Source organism: Paenibacillus phytohabitans, from assembly GCF_013141775.1.
Lineage (GTDB): Bacteria > Bacillota > Bacilli > Paenibacillales > Paenibacillaceae > Paenibacillus_AQ > Paenibacillus_AQ phytohabitans.
Genome location: NZ_WHOB01000020.1, coordinates 210,009 through 224,683 on the forward strand (window position 1 = coordinate 210,009; position 14,675 = coordinate 224,683).

At 52.1% G+C, this 14,675-nt stretch carries 14 protein-coding genes; all 14 read right to left on the reverse strand.

Features of this window, described 5'->3' with window-relative positions; genetic code table 11:
- Positions 1–62: 62 nt before the first annotated feature.
- The gene (gene glpK, locus GC101_RS07295; RefSeq protein WP_171716704.1) at positions 63–1,556 is read right to left on the reverse strand and encodes a glycerol kinase GlpK; all 1,494 of its coding nucleotides are present in this window, start codon (positions 1,554–1,556) and stop codon (positions 63–65) included.
- Positions 1,557–1,677: 121 nt separating this feature from the next.
- Positions 1,678–3,117, reverse strand: coding sequence for an ATP-binding protein (locus GC101_RS07300; protein ID WP_171716705.1), 1,440 nt, complete (start codon positions 3,115–3,117; stop codon positions 1,678–1,680).
- A complete protein-coding gene (locus GC101_RS07305) occupies positions 3,118–3,834 on the reverse strand; it encodes a response regulator transcription factor (RefSeq protein ID WP_039301726.1) in 717 nt (238 codons plus the stop codon).
- Positions 3,835–3,909: 75 nt separating this feature from the next.
- Positions 3,910–5,172 (reverse strand): cytochrome c biogenesis protein CcsA, encoded by a 1,263-nt coding sequence (gene ccsA, locus GC101_RS07310; RefSeq protein ID WP_042138646.1) that lies wholly within the window; start codon positions 5,170–5,172, stop codon positions 3,910–3,912.
- Positions 5,169–6,857 carry a cytochrome c biogenesis protein ResB gene (resB, locus tag GC101_RS07315; protein ID WP_076243354.1) on the reverse strand — a complete coding sequence of 563 codons (1,689 nt, stop codon included), beginning with the start codon at positions 6,855–6,857 and terminating at the stop codon, positions 5,169–5,171. The genes ccsA and resB overlap by 4 nt, the downstream gene beginning before the upstream one ends.
- The gene (gene resA / locus GC101_RS07320; protein ID WP_042138648.1) at positions 6,854–7,378 is read right to left on the reverse strand and encodes a thiol-disulfide oxidoreductase ResA; all 525 of its coding nucleotides are present in this window, start codon (positions 7,376–7,378) and stop codon (positions 6,854–6,856) included. Before resA ends, resB begins: the two co-directional genes overlap by 4 nt.
- A 112-nt stretch (positions 7,379–7,490) precedes the next feature.
- Complete coding sequence (locus tag GC101_RS07325) at positions 7,491–8,249, reverse strand: pseudouridine synthase (protein ID WP_039301714.1); 759 nt, start codon at positions 8,247–8,249, stop codon at positions 7,491–7,493.
- A gap of 20 nt (positions 8,250–8,269) precedes the next feature.
- Positions 8,270–8,614 (reverse strand): peptidoglycan recognition protein family protein, encoded by a 345-nt coding sequence (locus GC101_RS07330; protein WP_039301711.1) that lies wholly within the window; start codon positions 8,612–8,614, stop codon positions 8,270–8,272.
- 745 nt (positions 8,615–9,359) lie between these two features.
- Positions 9,360–9,797 carry a hypothetical protein gene (locus tag GC101_RS07335; RefSeq protein ID WP_171716706.1) on the reverse strand — a complete coding sequence of 146 codons (438 nt, stop codon included), beginning with the start codon at positions 9,795–9,797 and terminating at the stop codon, positions 9,360–9,362.
- Between the two features lie 30 nt (positions 9,798–9,827).
- Positions 9,828–10,316 carry a spore maturation protein gene (locus GC101_RS07340; RefSeq protein WP_042141358.1) on the reverse strand — a complete coding sequence of 163 codons (489 nt, stop codon included), beginning with the start codon at positions 10,314–10,316 and terminating at the stop codon, positions 9,828–9,830.
- A gap of 52 nt (positions 10,317–10,368) precedes the next feature.
- Positions 10,369–11,040, reverse strand: coding sequence for a nucleoside recognition domain-containing protein (locus tag GC101_RS07345; protein WP_039301699.1), 672 nt, complete (start codon positions 11,038–11,040; stop codon positions 10,369–10,371).
- Positions 11,041–11,916: 876 nt separating this feature from the next.
- Positions 11,917–13,167, reverse strand: coding sequence for a D-alanyl-D-alanine carboxypeptidase family protein (locus GC101_RS07350; protein ID WP_171716707.1), 1,251 nt, complete (start codon positions 13,165–13,167; stop codon positions 11,917–11,919).
- A 176-nt stretch (positions 13,168–13,343) separates the two neighbouring features.
- Positions 13,344–13,832, reverse strand: a complete 489-nt coding sequence (gene ytfJ / locus GC101_RS07355) for a GerW family sporulation protein (protein ID WP_171716708.1) — start codon at positions 13,830–13,832, stop codon at positions 13,344–13,346.
- 82 nt (positions 13,833–13,914) lie between these two features.
- Entirely contained in the window at positions 13,915–14,610 is a 696-nt protein-coding gene (locus tag GC101_RS36715; RefSeq protein WP_171716709.1) for a DUF2953 domain-containing protein, read from the reverse strand.
- Positions 14,611–14,675: the final 65 nt, after the last annotated feature.

Here is a 14,675-nt window from a genome sequence, read left to right on the forward strand (position 1 = left end):
CTGAGGTGAATCTATCCGATTCATCCGGTAAGCGCAGTCTGCCATATCAGCAGCTGTTCTTGTTACCTCTGCCCTTCATGCTTTTCCCAGCCCATAGTCCGGGACACCGCGTCCTGCCAGGCATTGTAACGGCGTTCACGCTCTTCCGTCTCCATCTGCGGTGAGAATACCTTCTCGGCCTTATTGAAGCTCTCCAGCTGCTCCCGGGTCCATATGCCGGAGGTGAGTCCTGCCAGTAGCGCAGCGCCGAGCGCTGTGGTCTCCGCATACGTAGTACGGGTTACGTCGCTCCCAAGAATGTCCGCCTGGAACTGCATCAGCAGATTATTGCGCACGGCGCCTCCATCCACTCTCAGGCCGCTGAGCGGCATGCCTGCGTCTTTTTCCATCGCCCCGATGACATCGCGGGATTGAAAGGCCAGCGACTCCAGCGTTGCGCGGACCAGATGTGCGGCGGTCGTTCCCCGGGTAAGTCCAAACACGGCGCCCCTGGCATACATATCCCAGTAGGGTGCACCAAGGCCGGTAAAGGCCGGCACGACCACAACCCCCTCACTGTCCTCCACCTCACTCGCCTTCTCTTCCGAGTCCGCCGGAGCTACAATCAGCCCAAGGCCCTCCTGCAGCCATTGTACCGCTGCTCCAGCCACAAACACACTGCCCTCAAGGGCATAATAGAGTTCGTCTCCCATACCCCAGGCTACCGTGGTCAACAGGCCATGACTCGAAGTCACTGCCTCAGTGCCTGTGTTCATCAGAATGAAACAGCCGGTGCCGTAGGTGTTCTTGGCGCTGCCTGCCTCCAGGCAGGTATGACCGAACAATGCCGCCTGCTGGTCCCCAAGCACTGAACGGATGGGGATATCTGCACCGAACCACTGCTTGTCTGCAGCCCCGAAGTCCCCGCCTGACATCCTTACTTCAGGCAGAATAGAGGGCGGAATGCGCAGCACCTCAATCAGGCCGTCATCCCATTTGCGCTCATGCAGATTGTAGAGCATGGTCCGTGAAGCATTGGTAACATCCGTAGCATGCACAGCGCCTCCTGTAAGCTTCCAGATCAGCCAGCTGTCAATGGTTCCGGCCAGCAGCTCTCCCCGGTCCGCCCGCTCTCTGGCCCCCGGCACATGGTCCAGAATCCAGGCCAGCTTCGTTGCCGAGAAATACGCATCGATGACAAGACCCGTCTTCTCAGCGATCTCTCCGGCCATTCCCTGCGCCTTAAGCGCCTCACACTGCTCTGCAGTCCGGCGGTCCTGCCAGACGATCGCCGGATAGACCGGCGTTCCGGTAGCCTTGTCCCAGATCAGTGCAGTCTCACGCTGATTGGTAATGCCGATGGCCGTAATACTATCAGCAGGGGCGGAGCTTGCCGCGATAGCGTCTCTGGCCGCAGCAAGCTGACTCTCCCAGATTTGCTCCGGATCATGCTCTACCCAGCCCGGCCGGGGAAAGGATTGTCTAATCTCATATTGCCCTTGCGCGATCATTCCCGCCTCCTCATCAAAGAGGATCGCGCGTGAACTGGTGGTACCTTGGTCCAAGGATAAGATCATTATGCACAGCCTCCTGCAAGCCTCAGCTTCTATGATATGTTCCACGTTGAACAAGATTAATGTGGTGGTTTCAACAAAAAGCACCTCTGCTGTCAGAGGCGCTGTCATGCATTGTCCGGATTTACTGTTTTTCGACAGGAAGCCGCAGGGTAAAAGCGGTGCCTTCTCCAAGCTTGCTGGAGGCGTGGATACTCCCATGATGCGACTCGACGATGTTCTTCACAATCGCTAGTCCCAGACCGGTTCCTCCCGATTCTCCCCTTACGCGTGCTTTGTCGGCTTTGTAAAAGCGCTCGAAGATATACGGCAGATCCTCAGGCGTAATGCCTACCCCTTGGTCCCGGATCTCAATCTCCAGAACCCTCCGGCCTTCCAGCACGGTGGAATCCGCCCGAATGGATATCATTTTATCGGCCGGAGTGTGGCGGAAGGCATTGTCGAGCAGATTGGTGAGCACCTGCTCCAGCTTATCTTCATCGGCAGCCTTAAGGAGCAATTCGGTATCCGGTTTCTTCAGCTCAAGAATGATATCCCGCTCCTTGGCTCTGACCGAAAACTTGCGGTACACCCGTTCCAGCAGTTCCCCTGCATCCACTTGCGCCTTCAGCATATCCGTATGCCCCGCTTCCATGCGGGCCAGATCGAGCAAATCCTTCACCAGCCGGCCCATACGGAGCGATTCATCGTGGATTACCTGGACCAGCTCGCTGCTCTCCTCCGGAGAGGAGGCCATTCCATCCAGCAGCGCCTCGCTGTAGCCTTGCATCATCGAGAGTGGTGTACGGATCTCATGCGAGACATTGGCGACGAAATCGCGGCGCATTTTCTCCAGCCGCACTTCCTCCGTCACATCGCGCAGCACCGCCACCGCACCGCGGAGATTATCTTCGGAGTATAAGGGTGCCATATGCACAGACCATACACCCTGCCGGACATGGATATTGGAGCGTTGATCGCCTCCTACGCTGAGTGTACTGAAGAACAGCGGCCGCAGCGGCGGAGGCACATCACGGGCAGGTCCAGCCTGCGGGTACAGCCCGCCATCCTCTTCCTGCTCCCAGGTAAGGTCACTCCAGGTTTCCAGCAGCGTCTGGCCATGCGGATTGGTGAGGATAATCTGCCCCTCAATATCGAAGGTGATCACGGCATCGCTCATACTGCGCAGGACGCTGGACAAATGCCCTTTTTCATTATTCAGACTGCGTATATTCTCTTCCAGCTCTTCTGCCATGTGATTGAAGGATGTCGCTAATTGGCCGATCTCATCGCTGGTAACCAGCGTCAGTCTCGTCCCGTATTCGCCGCGGCGGATATCATTGGCCGCCTCAATCACCTGCTGCATCGGCTGGGTAATCTTCGTAAACAGGAATAAGGCAAAGAATGTCGTTAAGGAAAACCCGATCATACAGGTATACATAAATAAACGCTTGATCGCCCCGGAATTGGCGAAATTACTGTCGATGTAGGGTAACAGAAACAGCCCCAGCGTAATGAGCACGACAGCAACCAGACAGATGATCGTGATCCACAGCTTACCGACAAGACTTCTCCAGAAGTTCACTTATTTAGGCACCTCAAGCTTATAGCCGACTCCCCATACGGTAGTGATCATAGCCGCCGATTCCGGGGACACCTTATTCAGTTTCTCGCGAAGACGCTTGACATGGGTATCCACGGTACGCAGATCTCCGAAGAACTCGTAATTCCACACATCCTTGAGCAGTTCCTCACGAGAGAACACCTTATCCGGTGAGATCGCCAAATAATGCAGCAGCTCATATTCCTTAGGGGTCAGACTTACCTCCTGGCCGCCGGCGGTTACGCGGTGTGCATCATGCTCAATAATAAGAAACGGAAACACGATATTGTTGCTTGAATTGCTCTCTTTGGACAAAAAAGCAGTTGCGGAAGAACGGCGCATTATCGCCTTCACCCGGTAAATCACTTCACGCGGGCTAAACGGCTTAACGACATAGTCATCTGCGCCCATTTCAAACCCTTGAACCCGGTTAATCTCTTCACCCTTGGCAGTAAGCATCAGGACCGGTGTAGATTTGACTCCTCTGAGTCTGGTCAGCACTTCAATCCCGTCGATGCCCGGCAGCATAACATCCAGCAATATCAGACCGTAGTCATTGGCTGTTGCTTTGCGCAGAGCAATTTCCCCATCTTCCGCCTCGTCAATTTCATAACCTTCTTTTTCAAGATACATTTTGAGCAGGCGGCGGATGCGTTCTTCGTCATCCACCACCAGAATTCTATTCAAGTGCTCTGCCATTTACACAACAACCCCTTCATCAAATACAGTAGAACGTTACCCTAAATCTTGTGCGTGCCAGAGAATATAGTCTACTCAGTCTGTCCCCGCATAAGAGTGAAGTCCGGCGATCACAAGATTAACGCCAACCAGGGTAAACATTACGATCAGAAAGCCGAGTACAGCGAGCCAAGCGGACTTGCGTCCCTGCCATCCGCGGGCCAGCCGCAAATGGAGATAAGCACTGTAGAACAACCAGGTGACGAGTGCCCACACTTCCTTAGGGTCCCATCCCCAGAACCTGCCCCAGGCCACTTGAGCCCATATCATTGCAAAAATCAAAGCCCCCAGTGTAAAAATCGGGAAACCGATGGCGATCGCCCTGTACGTTATTTCATCAAGGTCATTCTCATCAATTCCGTCGAGTACCGGATGAATCGCCTTACCCAGCGGTTTGCGGACAGCCAGGCGGAGAATTCCATATAGAATCAGCCCGGACAGCAGTGACCAGATAACGGTATTGAACTTGCGCCCGGCATTGACACCATTCATCCAGGATGGAGCTTCGAAGAGCGGTTCTTTTATGCCAAGAAACGACTGGAAGCTCTCAATTTCGCTATGGTAAGGTGCCACAATCGGCGGCATTTTATAACTCACTTTCTCTATTGTACTATCTCCCTGCCCGGGGCTGTCAATCGTAACGTTAGTGCGGACAAAAACAGATTCATAGCCGGCACCGCGGAAGGCAAATACAGATCCAAGAAAACCAATTATAACAATGATTGAGAACAGAGTAAATTCGACAAGTCTCTGCTGCTTGCGGTCACTGCGCTCCTTGCTGCTGAAATCGACCGTCCGCAGGAGATACATCAGCCCAGCGGCAAAGCCTACAGCGAAGAACGATTCCCCCAGTGCTGCCAGCGTAACATGAATGTTCAGGTAGATGGATTTCAGCGAGGGGATCAGCGGCTGTACTTCCTGCGGAAATACCGCTGCATACGCCATCACAATAATCGAGATCGGAACCGCGAAGACACCGAGAATAATTTTGCGGTAAATCGCGAAGATCACCGTAAATGCAACCATTACCATCATCGATAAAAAAGTCATGAACTCATACATGTTACTTACCGGAATATGACCCGATCCCATCCAGCGTGTAATGAAGTATGCCAGATGGCACAGCAGCCCCAGCGAGGAGGCGATAAAAGCGATTCTCCCCCAGCGTGCGGTATGCTCCTCCGGCTTCCTGCCGGACCACCTGCGGCCCATAATGGCGATGGTGAACAACATGAATGCTCCGCTGTATAAAAAGAATGCGGCAATAAAGACGTCACTGCTGAAATCGAGCAAGCTCATGCCAGGCCTCCTCCGTTGTCCAATGATTTTTCATCGACTGTCATGTCTATCTTCTGGAGAATAGAAACGATCTCGCGGCGGAAGCCGAACCAATTCTTGTTCGTATGGCCTCCCAGCACCAGTTCCCCGCCGTCGACGGTCAACCAGATGCGTCTATGCTGCCAGTAGAAGCCGAGGATCAGCCCCAGCATGATAATACCCGCGCCAACCCAGACAAATGGCATTGCCCGGTCGACCCGCACATTGAGATAAGTGGTGGATTCCGAGAAGTCAACGTCACTCATGCTGCCGACCTCAAGCTCCAGAAACCGCCCGCTGCCGCCAAGCTTGTCGTTGATGGCTGACTGCTGGAATTGCTCCTTGTCAATCTGCTTCGGAAAATAGAAATACTGCTGCCCCCCGGCCGGAAGCTCCGGCCCTTTAATAAGGAAGAGGAATGCAGGGGCATTCGGATACGGTGATTTGGACACCGGCTGGCCTTCATCGCTCAGTCCGAAATCCATATATTTCTCTTTCAGCTCCAGCGTATATGGACCTGCCTGGAAGCTGCGCTGCGGATTCTTCATATCCAGTTCAAACTTGCCGTAAATCTCGCCAGTGGACGAATTCGTCAGCCCGGGCTGCACAGAACGCAGCACAGGAGTCAGGTCATAATCAAACTGATACGCTTTCAATCCTTGGTAGCTGAGCGGTGAATTCACCTGAATGTCATGCCGGGCCACTTCCGTAAGCTGAGGCTCCTTAGACGGGTCCGTGCAATCGGCAGTACATTCATAGAGAACCGCCCGGGTCTCGTAGAGCTTGGGAAGCACCTTGATTCCGCGGAACTCCTCAGGCATCTCTTCTTCCGTATAGAATTCTACGGTGAACTTTTCATTCTTAAGATAGAGGCTGGTGTCCGGTATTTTGACGGTCTCCCCTTGCGGAAAAGCAAGATGCTGGTCCATATTCAGCCCCGGAAGTCCTCTCGCCAGCACGGCGAGCAAAAAAATAATCAGGCCGATATGTATTACATAAGGTCCCCAGCGGCTGAAACGGTGTTTCTCGGCCAATAAAGCGCCGCCCTCCGTCCGGACGCGGTAACCTTTCTTCCTGAGCGGCTGGACGATGCGCGCCACCCACACCTCCGGCTCCTCTTCCACTTGCGTGACGAGCGTCAGCTTCTGACGGGTCAGAAACTGGCGGTGCTTGCGGATCTTTTGCCGGGTTAATGCCTTGTACAGCGGAAGCACACGGTCCAGGCTGCAGATGACCAGAGAAGCTCCGATCATTACGAGCAGCGTCACAAACCACCAGGATTCATAGGTATGCGAAAGGCCGAGTCTATAATATATATTCCCGGCTGTTCCGTACGTTTCTTGATAATATGTTGAAGCGTCAATATTCAGAAAAGTGCTCTCTTGCGGAAAAATCGTACCCAGCATAGCGCCCAGCAGTGTCAGCACAATCAGATAGATGGCGATTTTGACCGAGGAAAAAAAGTTCCAGACCCTGTCGATCACTCCGGGACCTACACGCTGTGAACGGCGGGCTACCCCATCGTAACGCATCTCCAGATTCTCAGAAGAGTTCCATTCCTTCTCATCCAGCGGCTTGCCGCAGGCTTCGCAGAGAACAGTGCCCACAGGATTCTGGTGACCGCATTCGCATTTGGTATTGCTGATCAGCGGCATGTGCTCCTTCATTCTCCCACCAGCTTCCCGATTTGCTCGTCAAGCGAGCTCAAATCCAGCTGGCCGATATGAATGCTGTCTACCTTGCCCTTCGTATTAATGAAGAAGGTGGTAGGCAGCGGGGAAACCCCGTAACTACGGACGGCATCACGCCCCGTATCCATCACAACCGGGAAATCAATATCCACGAGCTTCACGAAATTGTCCACTGTCATCTGATCCTCGCCTACATTAACGCCTACGACCACTACGCCCTGGTCTTTCCACTTCTCCCACTGTGCCTGCAGGGCAGGCATCTCCTTCACACATGGAGCGCACCAGGAGCCCCAGAAGTTAAGCACAACCGACTTCCCTTTGTACTCCTCCAGCGTATGGGTCACGCCGTCCAGCCCAAGCAGTTCAAAGTCCGGCGCTCTCCCGCCTTCCGTGGGTTTGCCATCCCCTCCGAATACGGAGGAACCGATTGCATAACCCCCGAGCAGAAGGATTAGAAATAGTATCACGATTTGTATTGGCTTTCTGGCTTTGCCCATACGAGGGTGCCCCCTTCTGTGACGCAACTCATTACTTTAGTTGTTAGGTGTGAACATCCTATGAACATTATAACGAATATTGTCACAGTTTTAGGAGGGGGAATTGTGAACTTTATGTGTCTTTGCGTGTCGTATTCTCTCTTAGCGCCCCGGCCTTGGCTATTTGCTGCAGATGATTGATTTCATCCTTGGTCAAATGACGGTAGGAACCGCGTTTGAGATTCTGGAGCAGGATATCTCCGAACGAAATCCGTTTCAGGCGGATCACCGGATGGGCAATTGCCTCAAACATCCGCCGTACCTGACGGTTGCGGCCTTCATGAATGGTAATGCTGATGACCGTTTCTTTATTCGCTTCATCAACGTCCTTGTATTCAACTTCCGCCGGAGCCGTCATGCCGTCTTCCAGCTTAATTCCAGCCTTCAGCTTGTCCAGCGCCGTGCCGTGCGGCACACCCTTGACCGTCGCCAGATACGTCTTCGGCACATGATGCTTCGGATGCGTGAGCAGATTGGCAAACTCACCGTCATTCGTCAGCAGCAGCAGCCCTTCCGTATCATAATCCAGACGGCCTACAGGGTATACGCGCTCTGTAATGCCTTTCAGGTAATCGGTTACCACCTTGCGGCCCTTGTCATCGGATGCGCTTGTAATTACGCCCTTGGGCTTGTTGAACATGATATAGATTTTGTTCTCGCCCCGGATCAGTCTACCGGAGACCTTAATAATATCTGTTGCGGGGTCCACCTTCGTGCCAAGCGTAGTTACGAGTTCCCCGTTGACTTCCACTTTACCGGCCAAAATCATTTCTTCACATTTGCGTCTGGACGCAACACCTGCTTGCGCCAAAATTTTCTGTAATCTTTCCATTTTCGACTACTCACCTCAGGTTAATGATAACCATCAGAGGGATAAATCACAAGATCATTCCATGGAAAAAATGCTCCCGGACAAGTTTTGCTATGCGGTTCAACGAGTAATGGCGCAATTTGATAGCGCCCTGCCAACTCCAAAATGAGTTTACCTGCCGCAAATAGCTGCTGCTGGCGTTCCGGCAAGCCGGGAAGCTCATCCGCTTCACCGTAGTTGCCTTCCAGGCAGATATGAATATGTTCGGGATCTGTCAGCAGCGGCGCAGCGTAGATCCCCCCTTCCAGCCCGACCCAGAAGTCAAACCCCTTGCCGTTAATGGACGGACAGCGGGAATGATGAAGAATAAAGCCTTTGTATTCCATCCCTTGTCGGCCTCCCTCCGTATTGCTGAAATAGCATATGAAGTGGGGAGGTGCGGGGTGATGGCCGGTTGTTAAAATCTTTGGGGCTCGTGGCGTGGTGTGAAAGCACAGATCGGGCGCGGGCTAATCGTAACTCCGGGGAATGTTTGGACTTCCGGCCGCTGTTAAAGTTGGATTTCCTTGATTCTACTGCCATACAGCAGTTGAAATCCAACTTTAAAGGGGGTCGCTGACGCTCCTCCAGTTCCAAACTTCCTCTCGGTTACTCCGCCAGCGCCAAGCCACCCCTGAACAGATTAAAACAAACAGTCCTCACCCCTCGGTGGTAAGTGAGGACTGTAGTGGCAAGCGGTAGCTGCGGTACCCGTACCATTATCTCGCAGTCTAAATCCTGCACGAAATACAACATTTCCTTCGAGATATCGGCCTTAATCGAAGATTGTTGTATAAAAGGCATCATTTCCCCTCCTTTTAGGAGAAAAACGAAAAAATTCTTGTACTACATACAACAATCCTCCCGCACAGCGGCTTTCACCGGATGCGAGTTGTAATCCATACAACATTTTACATGTATCCGGTGGTCAGCGGTGGTTCTGGTGCTAATTGGAGTAGTCTTACGTTGCAGGCAAGGATCAGGACGAGGCGGTCCAAATTCCACGCTGTCTCAAAAACATCTGTCCCGAAATGGAGCAGATACAGTAAAACCGGTATGTACTGGCCATCAATGTACAGCAGTGCCCATTCACTAAAATATCGTATCATCCGGCTCTTCCAGTGGAACAATCCGATCTAATAAAAGTGCCGCACCAAAAACAATCAGATTAATCAATGAACTGAACATGATGTTTAAGCCCAGTCCGAAATCATCCAAACCATTACCGGTAATATTAGCTACGTAATAATGAAACATAACCAGATCAAATATGTATAAAAAGCCCATACAGGCTACTAGAATCTTCCTTCGGGCAAAAAGCGCTAAGAGTCCTGAGAACACGATGACCCCAAGCACTGCATTGAATTGCAGGATACCACTTCCCGCACGGTCCCGGCTTATATTCAGCACCAGGAAGTCAGTCAGCAGAAGCAGGATAAATCCTCCCCATAAAAGCAACAGCTTGCGGACAAGATCTTTCCGGTCCTGCCCCCAATCTTCGCGGAAAACATCAGCCGCATGCCGGATCAAATGAATAAAAACAAATTCATCCCCCCTCTCTTATCCGAACACCAGCAGACAAACCGCAATAGCTGCGATAAAGCCGACGACATCTGAGAACAGGCCCACCTTAAGGGCATAACGGCCATTGCGGATCCCTACAGCGCCGAAATAAACAGTCAACACATATAAGGTTGTATCCGTGCTGCCCTGTATAGTAGAAGCAATCATGCCTATCAATGAGTCCGGGCCGTGGACCCGGATCAGATCTGTGGTATAGGCAAGTGATCCAGTGCCCGTCAGAGGGCGCAGGAGGCCGAGCGGGAGGACTTCAGCAGGAATCCCAAGGCTTTGCACAAGAGGGCTTACAAAGCCCATCAGGAAGTCCAGCGCACCTGAAGCGCGGAAGACACTGATCGCCACCAGCATGCCGACCAGATGGGGGATAATCGCAATGGCTGTGCCGAATCCGTCTTTCGCACCTTCCACGAAAGATTCGTAGACCGGAACCTTGCGGGAGAAAGCATACAGCGGAATAAAGGTGACCATTACCGGAATTGCCCAGGCGGATATTAGACTGATTAACTGGAACACGGAAGGCTCACCCTTTCACTGAAGAATGCGGGAGCGTAGCGCTCCCTTTCGCTGCAGCGGTGCCGGACCTTATCGCAGGCGGCGGTCCGGGCGGCCTGCGCAGCAGTGTCAGGCGGCGGCACAGCCTGTCCGCAGCAATGGCGGCAAGAGTAGCCACCGCCGTCGCCGCCAGCGTGGTGCCGACGATTGCCGCCGGGTCAGCCGATCCGTAATTCAGCCGGATCGCAATCAGGGTTGCCGGAATCAGCGTGATACTGGCAGTGTTCAGTGCAAGCAGGGTACACATGGCTGGCGTTGCGGTTTCCTTATCCGGGTTGAGTGTCTGCAGCTCCTGCATTGCCTTAATGCCCATGGGTGTAGCGGCATTTCCGAGTCCCAGCAGGTTAGCGCTCATATTGGAGAGGATGTAACCGATCGCTGGATGGCCTTTGGGCACATCAGGAAACAGAAACGATACTACCGGTCCCAATACTCTGGAGATCTTTTTCAGCAGGTCTGCATCCTCCGCAATCCGCATAATCCCCAGCCAGAACACCAGCACACTGATCAGCCCGAAGCTTACGGTGACCCCGCTTTTGGCACCGTCAAACACGGCAGCTGTGAATTCGTTCATCCGTCCGTTTACCGCCGCAAATACAAACCCGATCAGGATCATCCCCAGCCAGATACCATTTAACATGCTTATCCCCTCCTCCAGCTCTATTTTCTTCTTACCTGCCCTAGTCCTCTGCATAGCCCACTTTGAAATGCAGCTTAAAGTATACCTGTACAAATGCTACTGTCTGAGTATGACTTCTTACTTAACGATATATTTCGCGGATGGAGTAGTGGGATTTATGTTACTTATTCTCCGGATTTCAGCTGCTTTATGGTTTTTAGATGGTTTTTTGCTGCTTAATTCCACCCATACCCTAGTGATCTTCCAATTTAAATGAAATTAGATGTTGTTAATCCAACTACTACGTCTTCGAATATTCAGCTTTCCGCATTAACAGATGCCTTTTCTCCACCTAACGCCTCTCACGGCATGAGCAAGATACGATAAGAAGGTCTGACTACGGAGCTAGGTGAATGCTAGTTGGCGCCACTCGAGTGCTAAGTGAGTGCTAAGTGAATGCTAGGTGAGCACTAGTTGACTGCAAGTTGAGTGCTAGGTGAGCGCTATAAGTGCTAGGTGAATGCTAGTCGAGCGCTATGTAGGGCCAGGTGAATGCTTGTTGAATGCTTGTTGAGTACTTGTTGAGTGCTAGTTGAATGCTAGTTGACCGCCAATTGAGCATTAGTTTAGCGTCCGCTTTCAAGTAGTGAAACTTATTGGTAAAATCGCTTGCGGAGGGCTTGCAGTGACCATACTACGGTATATGCTGGAGGCTTAATTGCACTTTGTACAACTAAAACGTCTGATTCTCAACCTATTATCCGTTTAGTTGTATTTCGTGCAATTAAACTGCCAGTTGTAGATGATTTCCAGCGATTTGGGCAAATTTAGTTGTACAGAATACAGTTAAAAGTTGTAAGCCTACCTTTTCGCTGTTTTTAATTGCACATTGTACAACTATCTCTGATCTTCGCCGCTCTTGAACAAAGCACGCAGCGCGCTGCCGAATGCCTGCAGCCAGTTGTCCGCCGGATAAGCCGTACCTCCCGCAGGACTGTATTTCTTCTCATAGGGTGATGTTTCCGGCGGCAGCTGGCTTGGCGTATACACCGGAACCCGGCCGATTTCCTTGCCGCCGAGCTGCATTATAATTACACCCTTCAGCCCGAAGCTGCTGGTGTTGGCGCTAGTGTTGGTGCCGGTCTCAGTGCCGGCATTGGTACGCACCTCAGTTCCCGCGGTACTCTTTTCTTCGCTTAATACCAGCTTGGTAACAAGCCTTGCCTCTTCCCCTTGTCCGAGCGGATAGGCGAAATCCTTGCCGGTCACGAGGGTGTAGCCGCTGACGGTTTCTCCGCGTTCCACTAATGTCTTGAGCGGATAATGGTTGAAGCCGAAATCCAGCAGCGCCGAATGGTCATTCCAGTCATTGCCGTCATTCAGCGTAACAGCGACAAGCTGCTGGCCGTTTCGGGTAGCGGAGCTGACCAGGCAGCGGAGCGCTTTTTTGGTATACCCCGTCTTCACACCGTCGGCCCCTTCGTAGAGGCGCAGCATTTTATTTTTATTGCTCCACTTGTAATCCCATTTCTCATACGGATTGTCTGCCGTCTTCTCTTTGGTAGCTACAATCTCCTTGAACACAGGGTTATGCATCGCGTAAGCAGTCAATACAGCCAGATCATTTGCGCTGGAGTAGTGTCCTTCGGCATCGAGCCCGTGCGGATTGGCAAAATGCGTATGGGTTAAGTTAAGCGCCTCCGCCTTGGCATTCATCAGATAGACGAAGCCCTGCTCGGAGCCTCCGACATGCTCGGCAATCGCGGTTGCCGCATCATTACCCGATCGCAGCATTAATCCATACAGCATATCCTCCAGCGTCATTTCTTCGCCCTGCTTCAGATACAGTGAAGAACCTTCCTTGGCATAAGCATTTTTGCCGACCTTGACCTTTGAGGTCAAATCACCGCTCTCTATCGCTACAAGTGCTGTCATTATTTTGGTCAAGCTGGCAATCAGCATCGGCTCATCCCCGCGGCTGCTGTATAGAAGTCTTCCCGACTCCACATCAATCAGCGCCGCCGCTCTGGCATGAGTGGATATGGAGCTGTTCTCAGCCCGGATAGAAGACAACGGCACCAGTGCAAGCAGCAGTAAACACAATATTAAGGAAATCAACGATTTTCGGGTTAATGTCTTCATGTTCATCCTCCGGCTTCTTATCAGGTCTAGGGCAGCGGTTCTTCCGTCTTGCCTGGTTGTACAAGTGTATGCGGTACGGGGGACTGGTATGTCCCATCCGCTTCTGTCCGTCAAAAAAGGGATATCACCTTTGAAAGGCGATACCCCCGCTTATTCTTATCCCGCCACTTTCAGCCGGTGTGTTAATGTGCTGATGTATGCGTAGCCGGCTCCGTTTTCACTACAGTTTTGGTCACCGTAGCACCCGCTACATCTGCTCCCACCGGCATGCCGTTCGGCTGGAACATATTCTGGATTTTATCGATCAGGTTTGGTGTGGCATCAATAATTTTCTCGAACAGATGGGTTTGATTGTCAAGCGGCACAATATGTACCCCATCCCTGCCCACTACCAGAAAAGCGATTGGCCGTATGGATACACCGCCCCCGCTACCGCCCCCGAAGGGAAGCATTTTGACTCCGGTCCCGCTGCCGTTTACGCCCGGAGCATCGTCTTCCACCCGGAAGTCACTGCCGCCTGCGGCAAAACCGAACGCGACCTTACTGATCGGCAGAATGATACTGCCATCTGGTGTTTCTACTGGATCTCCGACAATGGTATTTACATCCACCATGCCTTTGATATTTTCCATAGCCGTCTGCATGAGACCTTGAATAGGATGATCTGACATTGTTTTTCTCCTCCTCGTGTGTATATAAGTGTACCTGCAGTCTTATCTTGCCCACTATGGAAGGGAGTATGTAGTCTTTTTATCACTGGGCCCGGCTGAGCAGTTTCTTCCATCTTCCAAGGCCGCCTTCCACCTTCGATACACGCCGCAATAATAACAGTCCCGCATAAAAAGCATAGCCCGCAGAAAGCTTGCCTGTGCAGACCGCTTCCGTTGAGAAACAGGGGTCGTCCCGGAACACCGGGGCAACGAACATCCGCGGATTCCGCTGCAGTCTGACGAAACGCGACACCCAGCCGATCATGGTCCACTTCATGCCCCATAAAGCGCCAGCCGCGGTTGCCGTATCTGCCGCATCGCCCAGCGAGAAATCCGTGGACCAGTCCAGCTTGGTAATCCGGACGTGCGATAACGTGCCAACCAGCCATTTTTTGAGACCGCGGGTTGCCTTGAGTGCAGTACGGATGTTCTTTAACCATTCCGTCACGGATTCCCGGTCGATTTTTTCTTCTTTGTCGCTGTCCATTTTCACCGGGGCGATTCCGCTTTTTTCGAGCTTAACCTTAATGCCTTGTTCAAGGCTGTCAAAAACCAGCGCAGGCAGCTCATAATGGAATTTGACCAGCCCGTATACAGCTTTGATATCAAATTCAATACGGTCATCCTTTCCCAGCCTGCATAGACGGAAATGAAAATGAATCGATGAAGCCAGAACCAGCAGGCACAGCAGAATAACCAACAGCAGCAGGGATAAGGATATTACAAGCCATAACGTCACAATCGTAACCTCCAAGCAGCCTCAGGTAATGTGAATAGTGGAGCCTCTGGTTTAGTATGGCAAAT

Bases quoted from the DNA above. Each gene is read 5' to 3' on its own strand.
- glpK (WP_171716704.1), bottom strand. From the start codon at position 1,556: ATGATCTTATCCTTGGACCAAGGTACCACCAGTTCACGCGCGATCCTC.
- GC101_RS07305 (WP_039301726.1), bottom strand. From the start codon at position 3,834: ATGGCAGAGCACTTGAATAGAATTCTGGTGGTGGATGACGAAGAACGC.
- ccsA (WP_042138646.1), bottom strand. From the start codon at position 5,172: ATGAGCTTGCTCGATTTCAGCAGTGACGTCTTTATTGCCGCATTCTTT.
- resB (WP_076243354.1), bottom strand. From the start codon at position 6,857: ATGAAGGAGCACATGCCGCTGATCAGCAATACCAAATGCGAATGCGGT.
- resA (WP_042138648.1), bottom strand. From the start codon at position 7,378: ATGGGCAAAGCCAGAAAGCCAATACAAATCGTGATACTATTTCTAATC.
- GC101_RS07325 (WP_039301714.1), bottom strand. From the start codon at position 8,249: ATGGAAAGATTACAGAAAATTTTGGCGCAAGCAGGTGTTGCGTCCAGA.
- GC101_RS07330 (WP_039301711.1), bottom strand. From the start codon at position 8,614: ATGGAATACAAAGGCTTTATTCTTCATCATTCCCGCTGTCCGTCCATT.
- GC101_RS07340 (WP_042141358.1), bottom strand. From the start codon at position 10,316: ATGGTCACCTTTATTCCGCTGTATGCTTTCTCCCGCAAGGTTCCGGTC.
- GC101_RS07345 (WP_039301699.1), bottom strand. From the start codon at position 11,040: ATGTTAAATGGTATCTGGCTGGGGATGATCCTGATCGGGTTTGTATTT.
- GC101_RS07350 (WP_171716707.1), bottom strand. From the start codon at position 13,167: ATGAACATGAAGACATTAACCCGAAAATCGTTGATTTCCTTAATATTG.
- ytfJ (WP_171716708.1), bottom strand. From the start codon at position 13,832: ATGTCAGATCATCCTATTCAAGGTCTCATGCAGACGGCTATGGAAAAT.